This is a genomic window from Streptomyces sp. NPDC002868, assembly GCF_055563295.1.
This window is the reverse complement of the sequence record NZ_JBVHDR010000008.1, coordinates 91641-117965: the sequence shown is the minus strand read 5'-3', so window position 1 is coordinate 117965 and position 26325 is coordinate 91641. Positions and strand designations below refer to the sequence as shown.

At 70.0% G+C, this 26325-nt stretch carries 19 protein-coding genes and 2 pseudogenes; 13 read left to right on the top strand and 8 right to left on the bottom strand.

Annotated features, from left to right (window positions below; all coding sequences use genetic code 11):
- The first annotated feature begins 33 nt into the window (after positions 1-33).
- Genes ACZ3H8_RS23885 through ACZ3H8_RS23875 form a run of 3 tightly spaced genes read left to right on the top strand, consistent with a single transcriptional unit; the run spans position 34 to position 4201 of the window.
- Positions 34-1506: a sodium:solute symporter family protein gene (locus ACZ3H8_RS23885; protein WP_467404980.1), complete on the top strand. Its 1473-nt coding sequence runs from the start codon at positions 34-36 to the stop codon at positions 1504-1506.
- 53 nt (positions 1507-1559) lie between these two features.
- On the top strand, positions 1560-2522 hold the full coding sequence (gene speB, locus ACZ3H8_RS23880; protein WP_307663358.1) for an agmatinase: 963 nt from the start codon (positions 1560-1562) through the stop codon (positions 2520-2522).
- Positions 2519-4201, top strand: a complete 1683-nt coding sequence (locus ACZ3H8_RS23875; RefSeq protein ID WP_467404978.1) for a thiamine pyrophosphate-binding protein — start codon at positions 2519-2521, stop codon at positions 4199-4201. The genes speB and ACZ3H8_RS23875 overlap by 4 nt, the downstream gene beginning before the upstream one ends.
- A 614-nt stretch (positions 4202-4815) precedes the next feature.
- On the opposite strand, the gene ACZ3H8_RS23870 is transcribed toward ACZ3H8_RS23875, so the two are convergent.
- Together ACZ3H8_RS23870 and ACZ3H8_RS23865 are read right to left on the bottom strand one after the other, a co-directional pair.
- Complete coding sequence (locus ACZ3H8_RS23870) at positions 4816-5313, bottom strand: hypothetical protein (protein ID WP_467404975.1); 498 nt, start codon at positions 5311-5313, stop codon at positions 4816-4818.
- Between the two features lie 167 nt (positions 5314-5480).
- Positions 5481-5888, bottom strand: a complete 408-nt coding sequence (locus tag ACZ3H8_RS23865) for a RidA family protein (protein ID WP_467404974.1) — start codon at positions 5886-5888, stop codon at positions 5481-5483.
- Between the two features lie 142 nt (positions 5889-6030).
- Here ACZ3H8_RS23865 and ACZ3H8_RS23860 point away from each other — a divergent pair, with 142 nt between their 5' ends.
- The 8 genes and pseudogenes from ACZ3H8_RS23860 (at position 6031) to ACZ3H8_RS23825 (ending at position 15931) form a co-directional block, all read left to right on the top strand.
- Entirely contained in the window at positions 6031-6411 is a 381-nt protein-coding gene (locus ACZ3H8_RS23860) for a winged helix-turn-helix transcriptional regulator (protein WP_467404972.1), read from the top strand.
- A gap of 196 nt (positions 6412-6607) precedes the next feature.
- Positions 6608-6865 (top strand): hypothetical protein, encoded by a 258-nt coding sequence (locus ACZ3H8_RS23855; RefSeq protein ID WP_467404969.1) that lies wholly within the window; start codon positions 6608-6610, stop codon positions 6863-6865.
- A gap of 58 nt (positions 6866-6923) precedes the next feature.
- A pseudogene (locus ACZ3H8_RS23850) lies at positions 6924-7112 on the top strand (esterase-like activity of phytase family protein); the annotation flags it as partial.
- Positions 7113-7204: 92 nt separating this feature from the next.
- The gene (locus tag ACZ3H8_RS23845) at positions 7205-8185 is read left to right on the top strand and encodes a serine hydrolase (protein WP_467404968.1); all 981 of its coding nucleotides are present in this window, start codon (positions 7205-7207) and stop codon (positions 8183-8185) included.
- Between the two features lie 86 nt (positions 8186-8271).
- Positions 8272-12021, top strand: a complete 3750-nt coding sequence (locus ACZ3H8_RS23840) for an ABC transporter ATP-binding protein (protein WP_467404965.1) — start codon at positions 8272-8274, stop codon at positions 12019-12021.
- Positions 12022-12234: 213 nt separating this feature from the next.
- Positions 12235-13845, top strand: a complete 1611-nt coding sequence (locus ACZ3H8_RS23835; protein WP_467404962.1) for a hypothetical protein — start codon at positions 12235-12237, stop codon at positions 13843-13845.
- A gap of 172 nt (positions 13846-14017) precedes the next feature.
- Positions 14018-14389, top strand: coding sequence for a hypothetical protein (locus ACZ3H8_RS23830; protein WP_467404961.1), 372 nt, complete (start codon positions 14018-14020; stop codon positions 14387-14389).
- 108 nt (positions 14390-14497) lie between these two features.
- Positions 14498-15931, top strand: a complete 1434-nt coding sequence (locus tag ACZ3H8_RS23825; protein ID WP_467404958.1) for a S28 family serine protease — start codon at positions 14498-14500, stop codon at positions 15929-15931.
- Between the two features lie 46 nt (positions 15932-15977).
- Here the strand turns inward: ACZ3H8_RS23825 and ACZ3H8_RS23820 are convergent, their stop codons facing one another.
- The 3 genes from ACZ3H8_RS23820 to ACZ3H8_RS23810 form a co-directional block, all read right to left on the bottom strand.
- Positions 15978-16679 carry a hypothetical protein gene (locus ACZ3H8_RS23820; RefSeq protein WP_467404957.1) on the bottom strand — a complete coding sequence of 234 codons (702 nt, stop codon included), beginning with the start codon at positions 16677-16679 and terminating at the stop codon, positions 15978-15980.
- A 135-nt stretch (positions 16680-16814) separates the two neighbouring features.
- Positions 16815-18632, bottom strand: a complete 1818-nt coding sequence (locus tag ACZ3H8_RS23815; RefSeq protein ID WP_467404956.1) for a glycoside hydrolase family 3 protein — start codon at positions 18630-18632, stop codon at positions 16815-16817.
- A 275-nt stretch (positions 18633-18907) separates the two neighbouring features.
- Entirely contained in the window at positions 18908-19807 is a 900-nt protein-coding gene (locus ACZ3H8_RS23810; RefSeq protein ID WP_467404953.1) for a LysR family transcriptional regulator, read from the bottom strand.
- Positions 19808-19908: 101 nt separating this feature from the next.
- Between ACZ3H8_RS23810 and ACZ3H8_RS23805 the strand changes: the two genes are divergently transcribed.
- Positions 19909-20865 (top strand): EamA family transporter, encoded by a 957-nt coding sequence (locus ACZ3H8_RS23805; RefSeq protein ID WP_467404952.1) that lies wholly within the window; start codon positions 19909-19911, stop codon positions 20863-20865.
- Here the strand turns inward: ACZ3H8_RS23805 and ACZ3H8_RS23800 are convergent.
- Together ACZ3H8_RS23800 and ACZ3H8_RS23795 are read right to left on the bottom strand one after the other, a co-directional pair.
- Positions 20753-21529 (bottom strand): annotated as a pseudogene (locus tag ACZ3H8_RS23800) (sugar phosphate isomerase/epimerase family protein); the annotation flags it as partial. The gene ACZ3H8_RS23805 and the pseudogene ACZ3H8_RS23800 sit on opposite strands and share 113 nt — an antisense overlap.
- Entirely contained in the window at positions 21526-22461 is a 936-nt protein-coding gene (locus ACZ3H8_RS23795; RefSeq protein ID WP_467404949.1) for a bifunctional helix-turn-helix transcriptional regulator/GNAT family N-acetyltransferase, read from the bottom strand. The pseudogene ACZ3H8_RS23800 and the gene ACZ3H8_RS23795, both read right to left, overlap by 4 nt.
- Before the next feature lie 327 nt (positions 22462-22788).
- On the opposite strand from ACZ3H8_RS23795, the gene ACZ3H8_RS23790 reads away from it, so the two are divergent.
- Positions 22789-24831: a TerD family protein gene (locus ACZ3H8_RS23790; RefSeq protein ID WP_467405444.1), complete on the top strand. Its 2043-nt coding sequence runs from the start codon at positions 22789-22791 to the stop codon at positions 24829-24831.
- A 336-nt stretch (positions 24832-25167) separates the two neighbouring features.
- Here the strand turns inward: ACZ3H8_RS23790 and ACZ3H8_RS23785 are convergent, their stop codons facing one another.
- Positions 25168-26232 carry a LacI family DNA-binding transcriptional regulator gene (locus tag ACZ3H8_RS23785; RefSeq protein ID WP_467404947.1) on the bottom strand — a complete coding sequence of 355 codons (1065 nt, stop codon included), beginning with the start codon at positions 26230-26232 and terminating at the stop codon, positions 25168-25170.
- Between the last annotated feature and the right edge of the window lie 93 nt (positions 26233-26325).

Here is a 26325-nt window from a genome sequence, read left to right as displayed (position 1 = left end):
TGAGGACCCGGGGGACGAGACGAAAGGAAGCCGATGGCTGTCGACTATGCAGTAATCGTCGTTTACCTGGCCGGCATGCTCGGCATGGGCTGGTGGGGCATGCGCCGCGCCAAGTCCAAGAGCGAGTTCCTGGTGGCGGGCCGCCGGCTCGGCCCCTGGATGTACTCCGGCACCATGGCCGCCATCGTTCTCGGCGGCGCCTCCACCATCGGCGGCGTGGGCCTCGGCTACAAGTACGGCCTCTCCGGCGCCTGGATGGTCTTCGCCATCGGCCTCGGGCTGCTCGCGCTGAGCATCTTCTTCTCCGCGCGCATCGCCCGCCTCAAGGTCTACACCGTCTCCGAGATGCTCGACCTGCGCTACGGCGGCAAGGCCGGCATCATCACCGGCGTCGTGATGTGGGCGTACACCCTGATGCTCGCGGTCACCTCGACCATCGCGTACGCCACGATCTTCGACGTCCTCTTCGACATGAACCGCACCGTCGCGATCATCCTCGGCGGCTCGATCGTCGTCGCGTACTCCGCGCTCGGCGGCATGTGGTCGATCACCCTCACCGACATGGTGCAGTTCGTCGTCAAGACCGTCGGCGTACTGCTGCTCCTGCTGCCCATCGCGGTCGTCAAGGCGGGCGGCTTCGCCCAGATGAAGGCCCAGCTGCCGAACGAGTACTTCGCGCCGCTCGGCATCGGCGGCGAGACGATCTTCACGTACGTCCTGATCTACACCTTCGGCATGCTGATCGGTCAGGACATCTGGCAGCGCGTCTTCACCGCCCGCACCGACAAGGTCGCCCGCTGGGGCGGCACCGTCGCCGGCACCTACTGTCTCGTCTACGCCCTGGCCGGCGCGGTCATCGGCACCGCGGCCAAGGTGCTCTACCCGAAGCTGGGCAACGCGGACGACGCCTTCGCCACCATCGTCAAGGACGAACTCCCCATGGGCGTACGCGGCCTGGTGCTCGCCGCCGCGCTCGCCGCGGTGATGTCCACCTCCTCCGGCGCGCTCATCGCCTGCGCCACCGTCGCCAACAACGACATCTGGTCGCGGTTGCGCGGCGTGGTCTCGGCGCGTGGCGACGATCCGCACGACGAGGTCAAGGGCAACCGCGCCTTCATCCTCATCATGGGCGTCGCCGTCATCTGCATCGCCATCGCTCTGAACAACGTCATCGAGGCGCTGACCGTCGCGTACAACCTCCTCGTCGCCGGTCTGCTGGTGCCCATCCTCGGCGGTCTGCTGTGGAAGCGCGGCACGGTCTACGGAGCGCTCGCCGGAGTCGTCGTCGGCGGCGGGGCCGTGATTGCCTTGATGGCGAAGTACTCGATCCTCGCGACCGAGCCCATTTACTACGGCCTGCTGGCCTCGTTCGCCGCGTACGTGATCGTCAGCCTGTGCACCCAGCCGACGGACGAGGCGATCCTGGCGAACTGGCGCGAGCGGCTGGCCGGCCGCCCGGGCGCCGAGGCTGAGGCCCCGGCCGAGCCCGCCGCTGTCCCCAGCTAGCGCCCACAGCTAGAGTCAAACCGCAACGAAGCGTAGGAAAGAAGGCAATTCACATGAGCAGCACCGAGCAACCGCGCGGCCCGATCGACTCGTCCCGTATCCCGCGGTACGCCGGACCCGCCACGTTCGCCCGGCTGCCCCGGCTCGACGAGGTCGGCCGCGCCGATGTCGCCGTGGTCGGTGTTCCCTTCGACTCCGGGGTCTCCTACCGGCCCGGCGCGCGCTTCGGCGGTAACGCGATCCGCGAGGCGTCGAGGCTCCTGCGCCCGTACAACCCGGCGCAGGACGCCTCGCCCTTCGCTCTCGCGCAGGTCGCGGACGCGGGTGACATCTCCGCGAACCCGTTCAACATCAACGAGGCCGTCGAGACGATCGAGGCCGCGGCCGACGACCTGCTGGGCACCGGCGCGCGGCTGATGACGCTCGGCGGCGACCACACCATCGCGCTGCCGCTGCTGCGCTCGGTCGCCAAGAAGCACGGCCCGGTCGCCCTGCTCCACTTCGACGCGCACCTGGACACCTGGGACACGTACTTCGGCGCGGAGTACACCCACGGCACGCCGTTCCGCCGGGCCGTCGAGGAGGGCATCCTCGATACCGAGGCGCTCTCGCACGTCGGTATCCGCGGTCCCCTGTACGGCAAGCAGGACCTGACCGACGACGAGAAGATGGGCTTCGGCATCGTCACCTCCTCCGACGTCTACCGCCGGGGCGCCGACGAGGTCGCCGACCAGTTGCGTCAGCGCATCGGTGACCGCCCGCTCTACATCTCCATCGACATCGACTGCCTCGACCCGGCCCACGCCCCGGGCACCGGCACGCCCGAGGCGGGGGGCATGACCTCCCGCGAGCTGCTGGAGATCCTGCGCGGTCTGGCCTCCTGCAACCTCGTGTCGGCGGATGTCGTCGAGGTCGCGCCCGCGTACGACCATGCCGAGATCACCTCGGTCGCGGCGTCCCACACGGCGTACGAGCTGACCACGATCATGTCCCGCCAGATCGCGGAGACCCGATGACCCACGATCACGACCTGGTCCTGCGGCCGACCGAGGCGCAGACCGCGGCCGCGCTGAACCCGCCGCCCGGCCGCAACGGGGGTGACCTCGTGGTCGAGACGCTCCAGGGCCTGGGCGCGACGACGGTCTTCGGCCTGCCCGGCCAGCACGCGCTGGGCATGTTCGACGCGCTGCGCCGCTCCTCGCTCTCGTACGTCGGACTGCGCGTCGAGAACAACGCGGGCTTCGCCGCCGACGCGTACGGCCGTCTGACGGGTGAAGTGGCCCCGCTGCTGCTCTCTACCGGCCCGGGTGCGCTGATGTCGCTGGCCGCGCTCCAGGAGTCGGCGGCGGCTTCGGCGCCCGTGCTGGCGATCGGCAGTCAGGTGCCGACGGCCGGTCTTGGCGGCGGCCGCCACGGCTATCTTCACGAACTGCGCGACCAGCAGGCGTCGTTCCGCGACATCGTGAAGTCCGTGCACATCGTGCGTACGGCTTCGCAGATCCCCTCGGCGATCGCGGCGGCGTGGAAGTCGGCGCTGACGGCTCCGCACGGCCCGGTGTGGGTGGAGATCCCCCAGGACGTTCTTCTGGCGAAGACGACGCTGCCGGTCGTCACGGCGATGGACGCGACCCCGGACGAGGTCGTGCCGCGCCCCGAACTGACCGCGGTGGCAGCCGACTTGCTGTCTCGCGCCTCCCGCCCGGCGATCATCGCGGGCGGCGGAGTCGTACGCTCCGACGCGTCCGGCAAGCTCCTCGCGCTCGCGGAGAAGCTGGACGCCCCGGTCGTCACGACCTTCGGCGGCAAGGGCGCGTTCCCCTGGGAGCACCCGCTGTCACTCCAGTCCTGGCTGGAGGACCGCCACACCACGGACTTCCTCGAGTCGGCGGACGTCCTGCTCGTGGTCGGCTCCGGCCTGGGCGAACTCTCCTCGAACTACCACACGTTCGCGCCGCGCGGCCGGGTCATCCAGATCGAGGCGGACGCGGGCAAGCTGGAGTCCAATCACCCGGGCCTCGGCATCCACGCGGACGCGCGCCTGGCGCTGTCCGCGCTGCTGGAGACGGTGGAGGAGCGCGAGGACCGGGCGGCGGCGGAGCGTGTCCGTACGGTCCTGACGCAGGTCCGCGAACGAATCGCGTCCCAGGACCTCCCCCTGGAACAGCAGGTGCTGGCGTCCGTACGCGAGGCCCTGCCGGACAGCTCGCCCAGCTTCTGGGACATGACGATCCTGGCCTACTGGGCCTGGTCCGCCTTCGACGCCCGCCACCCGAACACGATGCACTCGGCCCAGGGCGCGGGCGGCCTCGGCTACGGCTACCCGGCGGCGCTGGGCGCCGCGGCCGCCGACCGCAGCCGTCCTGTCCTGGCGGTCTCCGGCGACGGCGGCGCGATGTACTCGATCGCGGAACTGGCCACGGCGCGCCAGTACGACCTCCCGGTCACCTGGCTGATCGTGGACGACGGCGGCTACGGCATCCTGCGCGAGTACATGAAGGACGCCTTCGGCGAGCCGACGGCGACGGAACTGTCCCGCCCGGACTTTGTGGCGCTGGCGGAGTCCTTCGGAGTGCCTGCGGTCCGTACGACCCCGGAGTCCCTGACGGAAGACCTGGGCAAGGCGCTCACGGAGCCGGGCCCGTCGGTGGTCGTGCTCCCCGCTGTCCTGCGGATGTTCGCCCCGACGCACGCCTGAGCCGTCCCTCTGATCCCTGGCCCCGCTGCCCCATCCCCCGAGGCAGCGGGGCCAGGCCATGTCTGAACGGCCGGGGAACGTGGACAGTTACGAGGACCTGGGGGACGCGGCTTGAGCGAACTCGTGCCCGAGGGCGCGATCGAGTGGCCCTACCCGCCCAAGCACGAGACGGTTCTTGTCAGGCAGAGTGGGGTTTCAACAGTGCTTCGAGCGAGGCCCCGGCGATGCAGCACCGAAATCCGGTGTCGTCGTCGAGCATGGTCGACGAGGCGTCATTGAACGATGAGGGCCTTGATCAGAACCCTGGTGCCCATGGTACCGGGGTCATCGTCGTGCCCACGCTCGACGAGCCCCTGATGGTTGGAGTCAAGCCAGCACACAGGGAAGGGACTTGAGACAGATGCAGGACCCGGAAGACGCGGGTTTCGAGAGCCAGCCGTTCGACCCTGACGACGTGGTGTGGGTGCGTGGGGTGGACTATGTGGCGGGCTGGCGGGCTGGCGGGCTGGCGGGACGCCGCGGATGCTGGCGCGGAGTTGGCGGGTGCCCTGACGGCGGCTGGCTTCGATACGGTGGGGCTCAAGTGGCAGGCAGGCGTGACCGCGAGGCTGCGGTCACGTGCCGCGGCGCTGCCCGTGGACGGCCTTCATGAGGTCCTCGATGGCGGACTGGGTGTCGCGGTCACGCGCGTCGTCGATCGCTTCGAGAGCGGCGGCCGCGGCCTCACGAATGTGGTGGGGCAGCCCGTCGGCGGCCGTGAGTTGGTAGGCGGCCTTACGGCGCGCCGTGCGCTCGGCTGGGTCTACTGCGTCGGGGCCGGACAGCGGGAAGACGGATGCCCTGTACGCGGATATCCCCAGCACCATCATGTCCGCGATTCCATCGGCGTACCCGAGTGCGGCGGCCTTCCCCTGTCCTTCCCGAATGGTTGCGATCATTCGACGGCGGGACAGGACCGTGGCCAGGGCGCCGCCGCCTCCCAGGGAAAGGGCGCAGGTGACGGCGAGGAACGGCCCGTCCCAGACGAAGCCGGTGAGTGCTCCGAGGCCCGCGACCGCGATGGTCCATCCGGCCGCTGTCCGGGAGCTCATTTGCTCCGGTGTGGTGTCCATGGTGGGAGTGTCCCAGCCGGTACAGACAGCACCGGTGCGGGGTGGACCGCCGGCCTCAAATCTCGGGCCCATGGCCTCCCACCTCGATATCTCGCTGCCTTTCGTGCCCGGCCCTCGTGCCGCGGCGGCCGCCGGGGCCGGGCAGCCCCGGGGCGAAGAGCGCCTGTTCAGTCGATGGCGGCGGTGGCTTCGATCTCGACCAGGTGCTCGGGTACGTCCAGTGCCGCAACGCCCAGCAGCGAGGCAGGGGGTGTCGCGGTGACACCCAGCTTCGCGGCCGCCCGACCGAGCCCCTCCATGAGCAGGGGCATCTTGTCGGGGGTCCAGTCGACGACGTAGACGGTCAGTTTCGCCACGTCGTCGAAGGACCCGCCGACCCCGGCCAGGGCGGTGCCGACGTTGAGGTAGCACTGCTCGACCTGAGCGGCGAGGTCGCCTTCGCCGACCGTGACCCCGTCGACGTTCCAGGCGACCTGGCCGGCGATGAAGACCAGCTTCGACCCGGTCGCGATCGACACCTGCCGGTAGGCGTCGATTTCCGGCAATCCGTTGGGGTTTACCAGGGTGATGGCCATGCTGCCTGCCTCCTTGTCATGAGAGCGCGTGGGCTCGCTTCCACCCAGCCACGACGCATCTGCTCTCTTGTGGTTACTCAGGAACCGTAGGAGAGTGGCCGCTGACATGGAAGAACGCACTTTTCAGTGACTGGGGAACCTTATGGTGACCAAGCAGTTCACGGGCTCGCCCGACGAAGCGGACCTGAGGCGCGCGGACTCTCTGGCGCGGGAGATCTTCTCGGACGTCGCCAACAAGTGGGCGCTCCTGATCATCGAGGCTCTGGGGGAGCGCACCCTGCGCTTCGGCGAGCTGCGGAACGAGATCGAGGGCATCAGCCACAAGATGCTCACCCAGAACCTGCGCATGCTGGAGCGCAACGGCCTGGTCGAGCGGACGGTGCACCCCGTCGTGCCGCCGCGGGTCGAGTACACCCTCACCGAGCCGGGCCATGCCCTGCGGGTGACGATCGACGGACTGTGCGACTGGACCCACCAGTACCTCGGTCACATCGAGGCCTCTCGCCGCCGCTTCGACGCCTGACGGGTTGATCAGCGGCGGACACCGCACCGGCCTCTGGGCCGTGTCGTTTGGATCATCGCCTCCACCGGCTGCGGCACCGCCGCGTGGTCGACAGAAGCAACCCGTCCGGGTGTGCGGCGGTCTTACCGAGCGTCGTGCTCAGAGGATCAGCCTCTGTCGACTCGTACTGGTAAACCGACTGGAGAGGGCGCACTCCATGGTGCTGGATCCCAACTTCTGCCTGGACGTTCCGGAGGGTTTCGACGACTCGGACGCTGAGACCGGGGTGCATCCCATCGCCAGGAAGCTGTTCCCCGCCACAACTGCCGCGGAAGCCTTCAGGAAAGCCCATGAGTGGGTGCGGGAACAAAGAGTCCGCCTGTCAGACGTGTCGTGGGATTTCTTCCACGACGAGGACGAGCCCTACATGCTGAGCATCTATTTCACGTTCGAGCTGGATCCCGAAGACGCCTGATCCACCTCGCAGCCGACGTGCCTGCAGGAGCGTCCGCGGTGGCGGCCGGCCGCAGCGCCCCTCCCTCGGCGCGCCCGCCAAGCAGCCCCAGCCCAATCCCCTCCTCGACAACATCGAGGCCCTGGCCGTCACTTCGCACGGCCCCGGCGGCCGGCTCCGGCTCCTGCTCGCCGGCGACGACAACCAGAACGCCTCCCAGATCACCAGGCTGTACCGGCTGACGGTTCGGCTCCCGTACAACCACTGACGCCGTACAACTTTTCGGCCACTCGTGAGTCATGTGGAGCGGGTGCGCTGAAAAAGCGCACGCCCTTCAGCACAAGGGGACGGAAAGCCTCCATGACTCACCACCGAATAACGGGCCGCAGGACGGGCCGCGTATCCCGGCGCGCCCGTGCCGCCGCCGCGGCCCTCGCCGCGGGTGTGCTCGTGCCGCTGGCCGCGGGCGCGACGCCCGCGGCCGCGGCGACGCCGACGGTCAGCTGCACCTCCGGCAAGTCGGGACTCGCCGCCAAGCTGACCCAGGACATCACCGCCTCGCTCGCGGGCCGCGCCTCCACCACCGCCGTCGCCGTGCGCGACAACACCACGAACACCACCTGCGGGCTGCGGATCGGCGACCGTTACGACTCCGCCAGCGTCGTCAAGGTCACCGTCCTGACGACGCTCCTGTGGGACGCGCAGAAGACCGGTCGTCAGCTGACCGACCGCGAGAAGCAGCTTGCCTCCGACATGATCACCAAGTCGGACAACGCCGCCACCAGCGCGCTGTGGAAGCAGCTCGGCGTCACCAAGATCCAGGGCTTCCTCAACGTCGCCAAGATGTCCCGCACCATCCCCGGCTCGGGCGGCTACTGGGGCCTCACCCAGATCAGCGCCGGCGACCAGATGCTGCTGCTGAATCTGCTGGCCCTGAAGAACACCGTTCTCACCGACGCCTCGCGCGGCTACACCCTCGGCCTGATGTACAAGGTTGTGCCCTCGCAGCGCTGGGGCGTCTCGGCCGGCGCCCCGAGCACCGCCCGCATCCAGATCAAGAACGGCTGGCTCTCGCGGGCCACGCACGGCTGGCGCGTACACAGCATCGGCGCCTTCACCAGCGGCGGTCACAGCTACACGATCTCCGTGCTGACGCACGACAACAGCTCCATGCAGTACGGCGTCGACACCATCCAGAGGGTCGCCCGCGCGGTCCACAAGGACCTGGCCCCCGCGGCCACCGCGACGGCCGAGGTCTTCGCGCCGCCCGCCGTCCCGCAGGAGGCCCTGCCGGGCACCCCGGAGACGGCCCCGAGGGATGCGGTCCCCGCCACCCGCTGATCCACCGAATTGTTGCGGCGGGATGAAATCCGCTGCTCGCCGCGTTGGTGCCTTCCGGTAGACCAGATCAAAACGGGAGGCACCACGTGGCGTCGGCAGAGCAGTCGGCAGATCAGGGGTGGGCGCGGCGGCTGTCCGGATATGCCTGGAGGTACCGGCGCAACGTCATACTCGCGCTCGGCTCCTCGCTGGTCGGCATGGCCGTCATGGCGCTCGTCCCCCTGATCATCAAGGTCGTCATCGACGACGTCATCGCCGACCGGACGAGCTCTCTCGCCCTCTGGACCGGCCTGCTGATCGCCGCCGCCCTCGTCGTCTACGTCCTCACCTACATCCGCCGCTACTACGGCGGCCGCCTCGCGCTCGACGTCCAGCACGACCTCCGTACCGAGATGTACGGGACCATCACCCGCCTCGACGGACGCCGCCAGGACGAACTGTCCACCGGACAGGTCGTCGGCCGCGCCACCAGCGACCTTCAGCTCATCCAGGGCCTGCTCTTCATGCTCCCGATGACGATCGGGAACATCCTGCTCTTCCTCATCTCCCTGGTGATCATGGCGTGGCTGTCGCTGCCGCTCACCCTGATCGCGATCGCCGTCGCCCCCGCCCTCTGGTTCATCGCCAAGCACAGCCGCACCCGGCTGCACCCCGCCACCTGGTACGCGCAGAGCCAGGCCGCCGCCGTCGCGGGCGTCGTCGACGGCGCCGTCTCCGGCGTACGCGTCGTCAAGGGCTTCGGGCAGGAGGACCAGGAGACCGGCAAGCTGCGCGAGGTGAGCCGGAAGCTCTTCGCGGGGCGGCTGCGCACCATCAAGCTCAATGCGAAGTACACCCCCGCCCTCCAGGCCGTCCCCGCGCTCGGACAGGTCGCGATGCTGGCGCTCGGCGGCTGGCTCGCCACCCGCGGCCAGATCACGCTGGGCACGTTCGTCGCCTTCTCCAGCTATCTCGCGCAGCTCGTCGGCCCGGTCCGGATGCTCGCCGTGGTGCTGACCGTCGGACAGCAGGCGCGGGCCGGCGTGGAACGCGTACTGGAGCTGATCGACACCGAGCCGACCATGAAGGACGGCACGAAGGAGCTCCCGGCAAACGCCCCCGCCACCGTCGAGTTCGACGACGTGACCTTCGGCTACGACGAGGAGCGCCCCGTCCTCGACGGCTTCTCACTGGAGATCAGGCCCGGCGAGACCGTCGCCGTCGTCGGCTCCTCCGGCAGCGGCAAGTCCACCGTCTCGCTGCTGCTGCCCCGCTTCTACGACGTGACGCACGGCGCGCTCCTGGTCGGCGGTCACGATGTGCGCGAGCTGACCCTCGACTCGCTGCGCGCGGCCATCGGGCTCGTGCCGGAGGACAGCTTCCTCTTCTCCGACACGGTGCGCGCGAACATCGCCTACGGAAAGCCGGACGCCACCCAGGAAGAGATCGAGACCGCGGCGCGCGCCGCGCAGGCCGACCGCTTCATCGCCGAGCTGCCCGGCGGCTACGACACCAAGGTCGGCGAGCACGGCCTCACCCTCTCCGGCGGCCAGCGCCAGCGCATCGCGCTCGCCCGCGCGATCCTCACCGACCCCCGGCTGCTCCTCCTCGACGACGCCACATCGGCCGTCGACGCACGCGTCGAGCACGAGATCCACGAGGCGCTCAGATCGGTCATGGCCGGGCGTACGACCCTGCTGATCGCCCACCGCCGCTCCACCCTCGGCCTCGCCGACCGCATCGCCGTGCTGGACGGCGGACGGCTCGCCGACATCGGCACGCACGAGGAGCTGACGCGCCGCTCGGCCCTGTACCGGCGGCTGCTGACCGACCCCGACGAGCTCGGCGGCGTATCGCCGGGGCACACACCGCTGCCGGCCGCGGAACCGGAAGAGGACCACTCCGTACGGGACGAGCTGGACGCCGAGTTCGACGCCGAGCGCGGCCTCACGCCCAGGCTGTGGGAGCGCGAGGAAAACGTCGAGTCATCGTCCCCCGTAGCCTCCGGCACGGGAGGTACCCCCATCCCCGGCGCGACGCCCGAACTGCTCGCCCAGGTCGAGGCGCTGCCCCCGGCCGACGGCACCCCCGCCGTCGACGAGGCCCGCGCCGTGCTCCCCGAGCACGAGTACGGGCTGCGCCGCCTGCTGCGCGGCTTCGGCCTGCCGCTGCTGGTCAGCCTGCTGCTGGTGGCCGTCGACGCCGGCATGGGCCTGCTGCTTCCCATACTGATCAGGCACGGCATCGACGAGGGCGTCAGCCGGATGGCGCTCGGCGCGGTGTGGGCGGCTTCCGCGCTCGCGCTGGTGACCGTCGTCGTGCAGTGGGCCGCGCAGATCGGCGAGACCCGGATGACGGGCCGCACCGGCGAGCGGATCCTCTACTCCCTGCGCCTGAAGATCTTCGCGCAGCTCCAGCGGCTCGGACTCGACTACTACGAGCGCGAGTTGACCGGCCGGATCATGACGCGGATGACGACGGACGTGGACGCCCTGTCCACGTTCCTGCAGACCGGCCTGGTCACCGCGTTCGTCTCGGTGGTGACCTTCTTCGGCATCATGGTCGCCCTGCTCGTCATCGACGTACAGCTGGCGCTGGTGGTCTTCGCGACCCTGCCGGTACTGATCTTCGGCACCCACTTCTTCCGCAAGCAGAGCGTGAAGGCGTACGAACTGGCCCGTGAGCGCATCAGCGTCGTCAACGGCGACCTCCAGGAGTCCGTGTCCGGACTGCGGATCGTCCAGGCGTTCCGGCGCGAGCGCGACGGCGCGGACCGGTTCGCCGCCCGCAGCGACAGCTACCGCCAGGCGCGGGTCCGTGGCCAGTGGCTGATCTCGGTCTACTTCCCCTTCGTCCAGCTGCTGTCCTCGGTGGCCGCGGCGGCCGTGATGATCGTCGGCGCCGGCCGGATCGAAGCGGGCACCCTGACCGCCGGCGCGCTCGTCGCGTATCTGCTGTACATCGATCTGTTCTTCGCGCCGGTGCAGCAGCTGTCCCAGGTCTTCGACGGCTACCAGCAGGCGACGGTGTCGCTCAGGCGCATCCAGGAACTGCTCCAGGAGCCGACGTCGACCGCCGCCGCGAAGGAGCCCGTCGATGTGCTGTCGCTGCACGGCGAGATCGCCTTCGAGGACGTGAACTTCGCCTACGGCGACGAGGAAGACGCCCTCACCGGCATCGATCTGCGCATCCCGGCCGGTCAGACGGTCGCATTCGTCGGCGAGACCGGTGCGGGCAAGTCGACGCTGGTCAAGCTGGTCGCGCGGTTCTACGACCCGACGAGCGGCCGGGTCACCGCCGACGGCGCCGATCTGCGCGAGCTGGATCTGACGGCGTACCGGCACCGGCTCGGCGTCGTCCCGCAGGAGGCGTACCTCTTCGCGGGCACGGTCCGGGACGCCATCGCCTACGGCCGCCCCGGCGCGAGCGACGCCGAGGTGGAGGCCGCAGCCCGGGCCGTCGGCGCGCACGACATGATCGCGACCCTCGACGGCGGCTACCTCCACGAGGTCTCCGAGCGCGGCCGCAACCTCTCAGCGGGCCAGCGCCAGTTGATCGCCCTGGCCCGCGCCGAGCTCGTCGACCCGGACATCCTGTTGCTCGACGAGGCGACCGCGGCCCTCGACCTGGCCACCGAGGCCCAGGTCAACCAGGCCACGGACCGCCTCACCGGCCGCCGCACCACGCTGGTCGTCGCCCACCGCCTGACGACGGCGGCGCGCGCGGACAGGGTGATCGTGATGGACGGCGGCCGGGTCGCGGAGGACGGCACCCACGAGGAACTGCTTGCGCTGGGCGGCACGTACGCGACACTGTGGCGGACCTTCATAGGGGAGGACGAGCCCGCCACCGTGTGAGGGTCGCGATGTTGTGGCGGACCTTCATGTGGGGAGGACGAGCCCGCGCCGGTGTGACCCGGCTCGCCTGCCTGAACCTCACGGACGGCGCCTCGCGCACCGGACAGTTGGCCGACTGCCGCGACACGCCTTCCGCGCCCGCCAGCAGGAGCCGAATGCCTGATAAACCAGGATCAATCTGACGGCGGCTCGGATCCGGTGAAGGGCAGGCACGTGAACACCCCCAAGATCGATGACGCTTCGGCGCCGCCAACCATGTCCTCCGCCGTGGGCTGGCGACAGCGCTCCCACGACCTCGCCACCCCCCGCCCGGCCCCCGTCCCTCCCTCCTCCGAACCCGTCCGCTCGCGCGCCGACGCCGTCGCGCGAGCAGTCGTACAGTCCGCGGTGCTGCTGCTGACCGTGCTTCTGCTGCTGCTGATCCAGCGACTGCCGTGGAACGGCGACCTCGGCCTCCACGCCGCGACGATCGAGCGGCTGCGCGCCGATCTGCTCCACCCGGGCAGCCCGCAGGTCGATGCCGACACCGACAGTCCGTACTACTCACCGTGGACCGTGCTGCTCGCCCTGGTGGCCAAGGCGACCGGAGAGAACGCCTTCACGGTGCTGCGGATCGCGGCCCTGATCACGCTCCCTCTGCTGCTCACCGGTATCCGGCAGTTCACCCGGACGCTCAGCACACGCCGGCTCGCGCCGGCGCTGGCCGTGCTCTGCCTGCTGCTGCTCTGGGGGCCGCCGCTGCTCGCGTGGAGCGGTTTCCTGGAGCTCGGCTCGCTCGCGCTCGTCATCTCGTACCCGAGCACCTTTGTCGTCGCGCTCTCCTTCCACTTCTGGGCGCTGCTCACCAAGGCCCTGCGCACGGCGGCGTCTTGGAAGGCCTTCCTCGGGCTCGGCCTGATGTGGGCTGTGATCATGCTCAGCCACCAGTTCTCGGGGGTCGTCGCGACCTTGGGGGCTCTGGCCGTGCTGCTCTCCGCACGGCCGTGGCCGGCCAAGGAGACCTGGCTGCGGCTGGGATGGGGCATCGTGCTCGGCGTCGCTGTGATCGCCGTGTGGCCGTACTACTCGTTCTTCTCGCTGTTCGCCTTCGACGGGCTGGAGGAGATCCACCACTCGCTGTACAGCGATATGCCGGCACGCTTCGGCCTCGCCCTCATCGGGGTCGTCGCCCTGCTGTTCCGGTGGCGGCGGGACAAGCGCGACCCGCTGGTGATCCTCTTCGCGCTGGGCACGCTGTTGGTCGCGGCCGGCGGCCTCACCGGGCACTGGTCGTGGGGCAGGGCACTGCCCGCGGCGATCATCCCCGCGCAGTTGGCCATCGCCCTCGCGATCGCGGAAGCCGGGAGCAGGTTCGCCCGCAATGCCCTCGCGGCGGTCACAGGCGCCGCGTTGCTGTTCGGGGCATGGACCCAGTCCACCGCCCTCGGTTATGTCTTCATCGGTGAAGCACTGCCCAAGGCCGTACAGGAGAAGTCCTGGCCGTCCTGGCAGGGCCGCGAGTGGGTGGCTCGGGCGGTGAAGCGCGGCGACACCGTCATGACGACGTACCGCACCAGTCTGGTGCTTCCGGCGTACGGCATCTACACCGTCGCCCCCGGCTTCGACGACATCTTCCTGCCGGACCAGAAGGAGCGGCACGCCGCCGTTGAGCGCTTCTTCGCGCGCGACACGTCACGCGAGGACCAGCTCGACATCCTGCACCGCTACAACGCGAAGTGGCTCCTGCGGTGGGACGTCGAGGGCGGTCCGCCCTCGAAGGACCCGGCGCTGCGTCTGGTCGACATCGGGCCCGACGGCCAGATGCTGTACAAGGTGGTGGGCTGACCGGGCGCTGATATTGCCTGTGAGGAGCCCTCCACCGTGTGACGGATTCGTGAGCGTCGCAACCGTTCGGCCCCCGCCTGCGTCGTACGCATGTACGGAGCTGTGACAAGGGGGCGCGAGAGTGTTCGGTGGGGCGGGGAACAAACAACTAGGTCGACGACTCGGGCGGCGGATGCTCGCGCAGGGCCTCGCCGTGCTCATGGCTGTGGCCGCCCTCACCCTGGCAGGCCCGGGCACACAGCGCGCCGACGCTGTCGTCTCCGTCTGCAGCGGGCGGCCGCTGAAGACCGTCAAGTTCGCCACCGGTGAGCTGCGCGTCTACAAGAAGCGGCAGTACGCCTGCGCCGTCACTGTCTCCAACACGCCTGGCACCCGGCGCGCCATGTCCGTCTCCCTCCAGGCGCGCGGCGGCCACCCCGCCGGGGACAAAGGCACCTTCACCCGTCACGCCGGCCCCGTCACCGTCCACGCCCTCAACCGTTGCGTACGGGCCACCGGCGCCGTCTCCGGCGTCGCGCGCTCGACCGGCTGGATCCTCTGCTGACCGAGCTCCGCGCCCACTTGACGAAGACCCGTGCCAACTGGGGCTGGCGGGCCGGGCATTGCCCCCGCTAGGTTCACCGCGACCGCTGGTGAATCAAGGGGAGGGTGAATGCGCAAGGCGCTCAGATGGCTGTTGTCGCTCGTGGTGCTCATTGGCACCGTGAGCGCGGCCGGCGCGACGGCCGGTGCGGCTACCGCCGCAGAGCCGACGACCGGCACGGACATCAAGGACCGGATCCTCGCGATACCGGGGATCAGTCTCATCGAGGAGAAGCCGTACCCGGGTTACCGCTTCTTCGTTCTCAACTACACGCAGCCGGTCGACCACCGGCACCCGGGCAAGGGCTCCTTCAAGCAGCGGATCACCCTGCTGCACAAGGACACCAACCGCCCCACCGTCTTCTTCACCTCCGGCTACAACGTGAGCACCACGCCGCGCCGCAGTGAGCCGACGGCGATCATCGACGGCAACCAGGTCTCCCTGGAGTATCGGTTCTTCACCCCGTCTCGGCCCGATCCCGCCAACTGGTCCAAGCTGGACATATGGCAGGCAGCCAGCGATCAGCACCGCGTTTTCACGGCGCTGAAGAAGATCTACGCCAAGAAGTGGCTCTCCACCGGCGGCTCCAAGGGCGGCATGACCGCCACCTACTTCGAGCGCTTCTACCCCCGGGACATGGACGGCGTCGTCGCGTACGTCGCCCCCAACGACGTGGTGAACAAGGAGGACTCGGCGTACGACCGGTTCCTCGAGAAGGTCGGCACCAAGGAGTGCCGGGACAAGCTGAACGCGGTCCAGCGCGAGGCTCTCGTGCGCCGCGCGCCGCTGGAGGCCAAGTACCAGGAGGCCGCGACCACCGAGGGCTACACCTTCAAGACCATCGGCAGCCTCGACAAGGCGTACGAGGCCGTGGTCCTCGACTACACCTGGGCGTTCTGGCAGTACAGCCTGCTCGCCGACTGCGAGTCGATCCCGGCCGCCGCGACCGCCACCGACCAGGAGATCTACGACTCCATCGACGCGATCTCCGGCTTCTCCTTCTACACGGACCAGGGCCTGGGCACGTACACGCCGTACTACTACCAGGCAGGCACCGAGCTCGGCTCGCCCGACATCAAGCAGCCGCACCTGGACGGGCTGAGCCGGTACGGGTACCAGCCGCCGCGGAACTTCGTGCCGCGTGACATCCCCATGCGCTTCAAGCCGTGGGTGATGAACGACGTCGACAAGTGGGTCCGGCACAACGCCCACCAGATGATGTTCGTCTACGGCGAGAACGACCCGTGGGGCGCCGAGCCGTTCCGGGTCGGCAAGGGCAGCCGCGACAGCTATGTGTACGTCGCGCCCGGCGGAAACCACTCGTCCAACGTCGCCGGCCTGGTGCCGGACCAGAAGGCGAAGGCCACCGCCGCGATCCTGAAGTGGGCGGGCGTCGCCACGGCCGCCGTCCAGCAGGACGCCGAGAAGGCGAAGCCGCTGACGAAGTACGACGCGAAGCTCGACAAGCGGGACATCGAGCGGGAGCCGGCCCTGCGGCCGTAACCCATCGCACGGAAGTGAGTGGGCTGTGCCCGCCGTTGAGTGATCCTCATACACGGCGGGCGCAGCCCACCGGCTTGTCACCGCCCAGCCGCACATAGAGCGCCGTCGACGGCGGGCACTGCGCCCTGCTCCGCACCGCCGACGCCACCTCGAACTCCGGTGCCCGCGCGCCCGATCCGTCGCAGGCCGTCTCCTTCACCTGCCGCTTGCTCGCGCTGTACACGCAGTCGCCGACGACGGTGTGCGGGCCGCCGCCCTCGCCCGGGTCGCCCGGATGCGGAGGCTCCAGATTGCGCATACAGGCGTATCCACGGCCCACCTCCCCGTCGCCGTCCTCGTCGGCCGCCGGACGGCTCTCGGAGATGTGCAGCACGAAGTCGGTGGCCGCGGGGCAGGCGGGGCCGCTCGCGGGCCGCCCCTCGTCTGCGCCTCCGCTTCCGCCCTCGTCTCCGCCCCCGTTTCCGCCCTCGTACCGGCCTTCGTGGCGGGCGATCACCCGGGCCGCCGCCTTCTCGCCGGCGCAGGGCACTTCCTGGACGTTGCGGCCGCGTGAGCCGCAGTCGCCGGCGCCGAGGAAGACCAGGCCGTACCCGGAGGGCATGGCGGTGGGGCTCACGGCGCTGCCGCCTGCCGCTGTGGCGCGTCCCGTCGCCTGCTGGCAGCCGGCGGAGAGCGCCGAGGCCAGCGTGACTGCCAGTACCAGAACCAGGGCGCTCACCGCCCCCGCGGACCGCCGCTGTGTGCCCATCCGGACCCCCCGAGCCCCGGCCCCCCGGCCGGTTTGGTCCAGCGTGGCCCGCCGAGGCGGGCACACGCCAGACGCGCGGAGTGTTTCGGGACAATTGGGGGGAGTGCGCCGGTGGCGCGGGACGGGTCGGTTACGTCAGTCGAACGACAGACCGTGGCCGATGGGATACAGCACCTGGGCCGGATCGTCCGCCCGCTGCACGGGGACGGGCAGCCGTCCCTCGGGCTCGGCACGGCCCGCGATCACCCGTGCCGCGGCGCGCAGTTCGACATCGGTCCAGGAGTATGCGGCGAGCGCCGCCCGTACGCCGTCGAGCCGTGCGATGTCGTACGGATTGCGGATGGCGAGCGCGACGACGGGCACCCCCGTCGCGGTGAGCCGTGCCACCAGGGTGCGCTGAGGGCTGGTCGCCGAGACGTTGTACGTGCCGACGATCACCGCGTCCTTGCCGCCCGCCGCCGCCACCGCTTCCTCGATCTTCGCCGCGGTGGGGGTGATGCCGGTGGACAGCGCGGTCGCGGCGAAGCCCAGTTCGGTGAAGGCCTTCGCCAGTACGGCGGTCGGCGGTCCGGTCGTCCCGGTCGGCGAGGCCGGGTCGGCGCCGACCACCAGGAGCTGCGGCTGCGCGCGCCGGCTCAGCGGCAGCAGCCCGCCCTCGTTGACCAGCAACGTCGTCGTCCGCTCCGCGATCCGGTCGGCGGCGGCGAGATGCGCGCCGACGCCGACGGTGCGATCGAGACGCCGGTGGGAGACGAACGGGTCGCGGAACAGGCCCAGTCGCTCCTTGAGGCAGAGGATGCGCAGGATCGATTCGTCGATGCGTGCCACGCTGATCTCGCCGCTCTTGACGGCGCTGAGCACGCCGTTCCAGGCGACGGCCAGGTCCGGCGGGTTGAGCAGCTGGTCCACGCCCGCCTTCAGCGCGAGCACCGGCACCCGGTGGTCTCCGTACTTGTCGCGCACGCCCTGCATATTGAGCGCGTCGGTGACGACCACCCCGTTGTAGCCGAGTTCCTCGCGCAGGATGCCGGTGAGGATGGGGCGCGACAGCGTGGCCGGGTCATTGCTCGGGTCCAGGGCCGGGAACTGGATGTGCGCCGTCATGATCGAGTCGATGCCGGCGGCGATCGCGGCCCGGAACGGCGGGGCGTCGATCTCCTCCCACTGCTGACGGGTGTGCGTAATGACGGGGATGCCGGTGTGACTGTCCACGGTGGTGTCGCCGTGCCCCGGGAAGTGCTTGGAGGTCGCCGCGATGCCCGCGCCCTGGTAACCCTTGACCTGCGCGGCGACCAGGCGGGCGACCGCCTCCGGGTCGGCGCCGAAGGACCGTACGCCGATGACCGGGTTGGCGGGATTGACGTTGACGTCGGCGACCGGGGCGTAGTTCTGCAGGATGCCCATCGCGGCCAGTTCGGCCCCGGCGATCTGCGCGGCGCTGCGGGCGTCGGGCCGTGACCCGCCCGCCCCCAGCGCCATCGCGCCCGGCACGAGCGTGGCGGGCTTGCCGACCCGGGTGACGATGCCGTGCTCCTGATCGGTGGAGATCAGGAGCGGCACAGGGGTGGACTGGGCGAGACCGGCGCGCTGGATGCCGTTGGACAGATCGGCGATCTGGTGCGGATCGCGGGTGTTGTGCGCCCAGGAGAAGTAGATGATCCCGCCGACGTGGTATGCGGCGACCAGCTCGGCGGCCGTGCGGACGCCCATCTCCTTGAGGTTGAGATCGATGTCGGCCTGGTCGGGGGCGGTGGCGGAGTGCCCGTACACCCGCATCACGAAGAGCTGGCCGACCTTCTCCTCCAGGCTCATCCGGGAGATCAGCCGTTTGAGACGGTCGCGGTGGGAGGGGTGGGCGAGGGCGGGGGATGCGGTGGCTACGACGCCGGCCGCGACGGCGGTCGCGGCGGTCGCGGTGAGGAGGGTGCGTCTGGAGAGGCTCCGGTCGTGCATGGGTGCTCCTTCCGGCCTTGCTCGACAAGGGAGTTGAAGGAAACTTCCAAGGATTCACGGATAGCCGGAAAGTTACTGCCAGGTCAAGGGTGTGGCAACAGAAAGCACGCGCGGCACGCGAAAGGTCACCCGGACGCGGTGGCGGGTGACGGTGCCGGGCACGGTGGCGGCCCGGACGCAGTGGCGGTCCCGGGCGTGGGCGGCCCGGACGCGGTGGCGGTCTCGGGCGTGGGCGGCCCGGACGCGGACCCGCACCCCCGCATCCGCCCCGCGGCTTACGCGCCCGGCCAGCGGCGTTGGAGCGATTCCACCGTCGCCGTGATCGCGGGGCGGCGCGCCGCGCCCGTGCGCCACAGCGCGTACAGCCGTCGCTTCGGCACCGGATCCAGGGCGAGAGCCACCACCCCGGCAGGCAGCGGGCCGCGGCCGAGCCGCGGGATCAAGGCGATGCCGAGCCCGGCCGCGACCAGTGCGAGCTGGGTGTGGTACTCCTCGGCCTGGTGGGCGAGATCGGGCTCGCAGCCCGCCGCGCGCAGCGTACGGACCAGCCAGTCGTGGCAGACCGTGCCCGGCGGCTGGCAGATCCACCGCTGCCCCGCCAGATCCTCGCGGCGCACGGACACACGCGACGCCAGCGGATGCCCCTCCGGCACCAGGAGATCGCACAGGTCGTCGCCGATGACGGCCTGTTCCACGCCCTCGGGAGCGGGCAGCGGCGCGATGTCCCAGTCGTGCGCCAGAGCCAGGTCGATCATCCCGCGGGCCACCAGGTCGATGGAGAGATGCGGGTCGACCTCCGTCATCCGGGCGTCGAGCCCCGGATGCCTGCGGCCGAGTTCGGCGAGCACGCCGGGCAGCAGTCCGCGGGCCGCCGAGGCGAATGCGCCGATGGTGAGCCGGCCGGTCGGCTGCCCCCTGCGCTCCTCCAGGGTGGTCTCGGCGCGCTCGACGATGGCGAGCAACTCCTGTGCGGTGGCGGCAAGATGACGCGCCTCTTCGGTGAGCGCGACGCCCCGTCCCCGCCGTTCGAGCAGGGTCGTACGCGTCTCCCGTTCCAGCTTGGTGATCTGCTGTGACACAGCGGACGGGGTGTACCCGAGGGCGATGGCAGCGGCGGCCACGGAACCGTGGACGGAGACCGCGTGCAGTGCGCGCAGTCGCCCCAGATCGAGCATGGCCGACCTCCATTTCTGCGGGCATTCGTAAGCAACGCTCAATTCCACCATGAAGAAATCCGCGCTGGTGCTACATGGTCGGGGCCGGTGATCCTCTGTGCATGCGTCCCGTACACATCGCACTCGCCGTCCTGGTCGCCGCGGTCTGGGGAGTGAACTTCGTCGTCATCGAGCTCGGGCTCGGCCACTTCCCGCCGCTGCTCTTCTCCGCCCTGCGCTTCTTGGTGGCCGCGCTGCCCGCGGTCTTCTTCGTGGGCCGCCCAAAAGTCGCCTGGAAGTGGGTGATCGGCGTCGGACTGGCGCTGGGTGTCGCGAAGTTCGGGCTGTTGTTCATCGGCATGGACCGCGGGATGCCGGCCGGGCTGTCCTCGCTCGTCGTGCAGATCCAGGCGGTATTCACGGCACTGTTCGCCGCTGTAGTCCTCAGCGAACGGCCGGGGAGGGTACGGGTCCTGGGCATGGCGGTCGCCCTGTGCGGCATCGCCCTCGCCGCGGTCGACGAAGGGACCTCGGGCCCCGTCCTCGCCTTCCTGCTCGTCATCGCGGCCGCGGCCTGCTGGGGCGTGTCCAATGTGCTGACCCGCAAGGCGTCCCCGCCGGACGCACTGAACTTCATGATCTGGGTCTCGACCGTCCCCGTACTGCCGCTGCTCGCGCTTTCCCTGCTCTTCGAAGGCCCGCAGGCCGATCTGGAAGCGCTGCGCGCCCTGGACTGGAGCGGCGCCGGCGCGATCGTCTATGTCGCCTGGGGCGCGACGGTCTTCGGCTTCGGCGCCTGGGGCTTCCTGCTGCGCCGCTACCCCGCCTCCGCCGTCGCCCCCTTCTCACTGCTCGTGCCGGTCTTCGGCATGTCGTCGGCGGCGCTGCTGCTGGACGAGTCGGTGAGCCCGCTGCGCTGGGGCGCGGCAGTGCTGCTGGTCGGCGGGGTGGCGCTCACCTCACTGTCGCGAGCAGGCGCTCCAGGTGCTCCCGTGCCGGAACCAGCAGCCCCGGCAGGTCAGCTGCCTCCGGATGCCAGCGCTTCTCGTACTCCCAGCACAGCCACGTCTCCTCGGTGAGTGTCGCCAGGCACTCGGCCAGCGGCAGTACGCCCGCGCCGAGCGGCAGTGGCGCGAGGTCGTCGCGCGATGCGACGTCCTTGACCTGGACATAGCCGAGGAAGGGAGCGAGCGCCGCATGTGCCGCCGCCGGTTCCTCGTGGTCGAGCCACGGGTGCACCACGTCCCAGATCGCGCCCGCGTGCTTGTGGCCGACGGGGCCCAGGATGCGGGAGATATCGGCGCCGGTACGGTGCGAGTCGTGGGTCTCCAGCAGGATCCGTACGCCGAGTCCGGCCGCTGTCTCGGCGGCGGCTCCGAGCCGGCGGGCGGCCGTGGCCTCCGCCTCGGCCCGGTCCTGGTCGCCCCCGCCGGGGAAGACGCGTACATTCGGCGCGCCCAAGTCCTTCGCCAGCCGCAGGAGTTCGTCGAGTTCCTCGTACACCGGTGCGTCGTCACCGGGAGCCGCGACGCCGGTGTACCCGCACACGGTGAGAATCTCCACGCCCGCCCGTTCGAACTCCGCCGCCACAGCGGACCGTTCCCGCGTTCCGATCCCCGGATGCACCGGCTCCTCGGGGTCGGCGCGCAGCTCGACCCCCTGATAGCCGGTGTCCACGGCGAGCGCGACCACATCCGCGACGGGCATGCCCGGCACACCGAGCGTCGAGAAGGCGAACCTCATTTGACCGTTCCTTCCTGCAGGGGCAGCCGCCAGTCCTGGCCGACCAGATCCGCTCCGTACGAGCGGTGCGGCTTCTCGGCGACGAGGGTGAACCCGGCCCGCTGATAGATCCGGCGGGCCCCGGTCAGTACGTCATTGGTCCACAGCACCAGTTCTCGGTACCCCACATCGCGCGCGAAATCCACGACAGTGCTCACGAGTCGGTCGCCGAGTCCGTGACCGCGCGCCTCCGGTTCGACGAGCAGGAGCCGCAGCCGCGCGGTCGCCGGGGCGTCGTCCCGTACGCACATCACCGACCCGACCGGCCGCCCGTCCAGCTCGGCGATCCACACCCGCTCCAGATGGGGGTCGTGGTCCTGTGCGAAGTCCGCGACGATCCGGGCGACGAGCCCTTCGAAGTCGGCGTTCCAGCCGTACTCGGCGGCGTACAGCGCACCGTGCCGCTGCACGACCCACCCCAGATCGCCGGGCCCGGGCTCACGCACCACCGGTCCTTCGCGGTGCGCAGTCCGGGACCGGGAGAGGATCTCGCGCACGGTCCGCATCGCCTCGACCAGCCGCGGCCGCTCGTCCGTCGCCACCCTGTCCAGCAGCGCCCCGACGGCCTCCCGCGACCGCTCGTCCAGCAGTGCGGCGGCCTCGCGCCCGCGGGGAGTGAGGGTGATCCGCTGCCGCCGCGGATCCACCTCGGACGGCGCCCGCCCGACCAGCCCGTCCCGCTCGAACTTGGCGAGCAGCCTGCTCAGGTACCCGGCGTCGAGGGAGAGTTCGGCGCGCAGGTCGGCGGCGTCGGTACGGGGGCTGTGGGCGAGTTCGTACAGGACGCGCGACTCGGTGAGGGTGTACGGGGTGTAGAGGTGCTTGCTGTAGTCGAGCGCGCCGATGAGGTTGGTGTAGAAGCGGTTGAACGCGCGGATTTCATGGATCGGCATGAGCTACTCCGGGCTGGTCACTCCGGGCTGCTTACTCGGGCTCTACCCTTGACTGAGTCAACGGTATTCCGGGGTTCGGGCCCCGGCAAGGGCTGCGGTGCTGCCCGCCCGGCCCCACCGCGAGACGAACCCAGTAGGCCGTCCGGGCTGCCCGACGGTCAGAAGGATCGCCGTTCCTCGTCCGATTCAGTCTTCACGACATCTCCTCATACGTCGGCTATGAGCGCTACGGTTCTCTTCGTCGCACCACGTGCGTACTACGTCACAGATCGACATGTTGTGGCTGCTTGGGCCTGCCCTGAGGCGGCCGCACGTCTGGGGGACTGCATGCTCGAAATGGCCAAGGGCTCCAATGCCGGCCTGACAGCCCTGAGCGATGACACCGGATCGGTGATCGTGAGTCTGCGCTGGAGCAGCGCGACGGGCGATGGGGACGCGGATGTGTCCGTACTGCTGTTGGACGACAACGGCAAGGTGCGCAGCGACGCCGACTTCTTCTTCTACAACAACCCCGCGGCAGCCGACGGCAGCGTGCAGCTTCTGGGCAAGACACCGACGGACAGTGGCAGCGAAGACCGCATCAGCCTCGACCTGACCGCAGTGCCCCCGAATGTTGAACGCATTGTTGTGGCGGCCAGTCAGTACGGCGGTTCCTGCTTCGGTGAACTGGACGACCTGCGGGTGACGCTCGCCGATCGCAGCGGCGAGACGCTGCTCGGATTCTCCATCGCCGACGCCGGTCTCGAGAGCGCATTCATCTTCGGTGAGCTCTACCGGAGGGGCGAGGAGTGGAAGTTCCGGGCAATCGGCCAAGGCTACGAGACCGGTCTGGCGGGTCTGGCCACGGACTTCGGTATCGATATCGATGACGAGAGTCATGACGATGCCGTAGAGGAAGCCGCGGTGGAGCAGGCACCGAAGGCCGATGAGCCGCGGCCACCGGCCGTCCTGCCACCGGCGGCGATCCCCGATCAGGCAGTACGCGAGGCGCAGCCGGTCGGGGTGGAGCCGACGGCAAAGCGCGCCCGCGGCCCTCGCACAGCCAAGAAGAAGGTCACGCTCCCCAAGGTGGCGAAGAAGTCCCTCGCCGAGAACGAGTCGTGGAGGCAGGCACGGCTCTTCCCCGCACCGTCGCTCAAGAGTGACAAGGAGCGCGAGCTACGGGCCACTTCAGTACTGCTCTCGGTGATGGCCGAAGTGCCAGAGTTGGGGCGTCGGCTCACCGCCGCGTTCGGCGCACCGGCCGGCCGTATGCAGACCTTCACCGAGGTCACGCTGCCGCACGGAGACACCCCTAAGCGCCCGGACGGTGTGATCCGTGTGGAGCGCGCGGGCAAGCTGTGGACCGCTTTGGTCGAGACGAAGACCAATGGAAACCCGCTCAAGCCGGATCAGGTTCAGAACTACATGGACATAGCCGCCCGCCGCGGCTACGAGGCCGTCATCACGCTCTCCAACGACGTTGCCCTGGAAGGCAGTCCCCTGGTGGACGTCAAGACCGACGGGCGGCGCAGGAACAAGGTCGCCCTGTGGCACCTGTCCTGGGCCGAAGTGGCCCACCAAGCACAGATGCTGATCCGTCACGAAGGTGTCGGCAATGCCGCCCACGCTTGGCTCCTGCAGGAATTGCTGCAATATCTCCAGCACGAGAACTCCGGCTGCCACGGTTTTCAGAACATGGGACCGGCCTGGGTGCCGGTACGGAACGGCATCGACACGGAAACTCTCTGCCAGGGCGACCGGCATGCCGTGGAGGTCGTCGAGAGCTGGGAACGGCTCATCCGCCAGGTCTGCCTGCGCCTGGGCGGCGAACTCGGCCAGAAAGCCCTGCCGGTACAGCGCGCCAAGCGTGGCACCGATCCGCACTCCCGGCGCGCCGTACTCGCCGACCGCCTGTGCGACGAAGGCCGCCTGACCGCTGAGCTGCGCATCGACGGTACGCCAGGCGTTCTCGGGATCACCGCCGATCTGCGGACCGCCAGACTTCGCACATCCATCGAAATCCAGGCCCCGGACGGGAGTTACCCCCTCACCTCGGCCAAGCGCCTGATCCGACTGCTGGCAGAAGCACCGGCGGATCTCCACGTCGAGACCATCGTCGAGGGCGGCCATGGCCCGCGCGGCACCCTGGAACGGCTACGGCCCGAACCGGCCGACATGCTGCCCAAGGATGGCGCCCGAATGACCGGTTTCCGGCTGTCGTTGTTCAAGGGCATGGGTGCCACTCGCGGCAGCGCCGAATCCGGATTCATCCGCAGCGTCGATGAGTCCGTGGACCGGTTCTACGCAAGCGTGGTCGCTCAGCTGGGCCCGTTCGAACGTCGCCCGGCAAGCCGATCGCAAGCCACGGAACCAGCTGCCGTCGGCTGACCCCGAGTTGCGGAACTGCTACCGGAGCGAGACCTCCGCGGCGTGCCGAGTGGCGACTGGCACTGGCGTGCCGAGGAGTTGGCTGGAAGTCGGCGCAGGCTGGCCTGCGCACCAGTTCCGGCACCGATGATGATCCGTTGAGATGAAATACTCCCTCTCCGGCAAGGAGCCGGATCCAGCTGCTCTGCGGAGAGGAGAAGCGATGCCGGGAGCCTGGCGGAACGCTGGGGCTGCTGCCCACGACGCCACGGCATCGGCAAGTCCGTCTGGGCGGAACTGAAGATGGGGTGATCCTGGCTCGCGCCCGTAGCCGCCCCTGCCGGAAATCGCCCCGCCTCAACCCTTCCGCGGCGGCGCCGTCGACGCCCGTGCCATCAGCTCCGCGGCGATCGTCGCGATCCCCCCGGGCGGCGGGGCCTCGTTGCCCATCGCCAGGCGGCCCGCCCGTGCGCCCGCCTCGTACAGCGGAAGCCGGACCGTCGTCAGCGCCGGGACCGCGTCCACCGAGAAGGGGAGGTCGTCGAAGCCCGCCACCGAGATGTCCTCGGGGATGCGCAGCCCCTGGTCGCGCAGTGCCGCGCACGCGCCCAGCGCGACCGTGTCGTTCGCGGCCACGATCGCCGTCAAGTCCGGGTCACGGCGCAGGAGTTCGAGCGTCGCATCGTAGCCGGAGCGGCGCGCGTATGGGCCGTGCACCGTCACGTGTGACTGGTCCTCGTCGATCCCCGCCGCGGCCAGCGCCGCCCGGTGGCCCTCCAGCCGGTGCCGGGTCGTCGTGCGCTCCGGCGGGCCCGCGACGTAACCGATCCGGCAGTGTCCGAGCGCCAGCAGATGCTCGGTGAGCCGCCGCCCGCCGCCCCGGTTGTCGAAGGCGAGCGCGGCGACGATCGCCTCGCTGCCCGGCAGCGGGGGCCGGCCGCACAGCACCACCCGCGTCCCCGCGTCCGCGAGCCTCGCCAGCTTGGCGGCCATCGCGGCGATATGGTCCGGGTCCTCCAGCGCACCGCCGGTCAGGACGACGGCCGCGGCCCGCTGCCGCTGGAGCAGGGTGAGATAGGTGAGTTCGCGCTCCGGCGAGCCGCCGGTGTTGCAGACGACGGCCAGCTTCTCGCCGCCCGCCCGCCCTGAGCCCTCCTGCCCGCCGATCTCCATCTGCGCCGCCCCGGCCATGATCCCGAAGAAAGGGTCGGCGATGTCGTTGACGAGGATGCCGACCAGGTCGGAGGTGGCCGCGGCGAGTGAGCTCGCGGGCCCGTTCAGTACGTAGTCGAGCTCGTCGACCGCCCTCAGCACCCGATCCCGCGTCGACGCCGCGACCGGGTAGTTGCCGTTGAGCACACGGGAGACGGTGGCCGGGGACACCCGGGCGCGCGCCGCCACATCCGCCAGGGTGACTGTCATCGCTTTCCTCCACGGGAGATGGAACAGGGCCCTTGTCCGGGCCACTGTCGGCAGGCTAGCGTCATACCGCCTAGAAAGCGCTTGCTACCGCCG

Excerpts from the sequence above, each read along its gene's own strand:
- ACZ3H8_RS23885 (WP_467404980.1), top strand. The coding sequence starts at position 34 with ATGGCTGTCGACTATGCAGTAATCGTCGTTTACCTGGCCGGCATGCTC.
- speB (WP_307663358.1), top strand. The coding sequence starts at position 1,560 with ATGAGCAGCACCGAGCAACCGCGCGGCCCGATCGACTCGTCCCGTATC.
- ACZ3H8_RS23875 (WP_467404978.1), top strand. The coding sequence starts at position 2,519 with ATGACCCACGATCACGACCTGGTCCTGCGGCCGACCGAGGCGCAGACC.
- ACZ3H8_RS23870 (WP_467404975.1), bottom strand. The coding sequence starts at position 5,313 with ATGGACACCACACCGGAGCAAATGAGCTCCCGGACAGCGGCCGGATGG.
- ACZ3H8_RS23865 (WP_467404974.1), bottom strand. The coding sequence starts at position 5,888 with ATGGCCATCACCCTGGTAAACCCCAACGGATTGCCGGAAATCGACGCC.
- ACZ3H8_RS23860 (WP_467404972.1), top strand. The coding sequence starts at position 6,031 with ATGGTGACCAAGCAGTTCACGGGCTCGCCCGACGAAGCGGACCTGAGG.
- ACZ3H8_RS23855 (WP_467404969.1), top strand. The coding sequence starts at position 6,608 with ATGGTGCTGGATCCCAACTTCTGCCTGGACGTTCCGGAGGGTTTCGAC.
- ACZ3H8_RS23845 (WP_467404968.1), top strand. The coding sequence starts at position 7,205 with ATGACTCACCACCGAATAACGGGCCGCAGGACGGGCCGCGTATCCCGG.
- ACZ3H8_RS23830 (WP_467404961.1), top strand. The coding sequence starts at position 14,018 with ATGCTCGCGCAGGGCCTCGCCGTGCTCATGGCTGTGGCCGCCCTCACC.
- ACZ3H8_RS23825 (WP_467404958.1), top strand. The coding sequence starts at position 14,498 with ATGCGCAAGGCGCTCAGATGGCTGTTGTCGCTCGTGGTGCTCATTGGC.
- ACZ3H8_RS23820 (WP_467404957.1), bottom strand. The coding sequence starts at position 16,679 with ATGGGCACACAGCGGCGGTCCGCGGGGGCGGTGAGCGCCCTGGTTCTG.
- ACZ3H8_RS23815 (WP_467404956.1), bottom strand. The coding sequence starts at position 18,632 with ATGCACGACCGGAGCCTCTCCAGACGCACCCTCCTCACCGCGACCGCC.
- ACZ3H8_RS23810 (WP_467404953.1), bottom strand. The coding sequence starts at position 19,807 with ATGCTCGATCTGGGGCGACTGCGCGCACTGCACGCGGTCTCCGTCCAC.
- ACZ3H8_RS23805 (WP_467404952.1), top strand. The coding sequence starts at position 19,909 with ATGCGTCCCGTACACATCGCACTCGCCGTCCTGGTCGCCGCGGTCTGG.
- ACZ3H8_RS23795 (WP_467404949.1), bottom strand. The coding sequence starts at position 22,461 with ATGCCGATCCATGAAATCCGCGCGTTCAACCGCTTCTACACCAACCTC.
- ACZ3H8_RS23790 (WP_467405444.1), top strand. The coding sequence starts at position 22,789 with ATGCTCGAAATGGCCAAGGGCTCCAATGCCGGCCTGACAGCCCTGAGC.
- ACZ3H8_RS23785 (WP_467404947.1), bottom strand. The coding sequence starts at position 26,232 with ATGACAGTCACCCTGGCGGATGTGGCGGCGCGCGCCCGGGTGTCCCCG.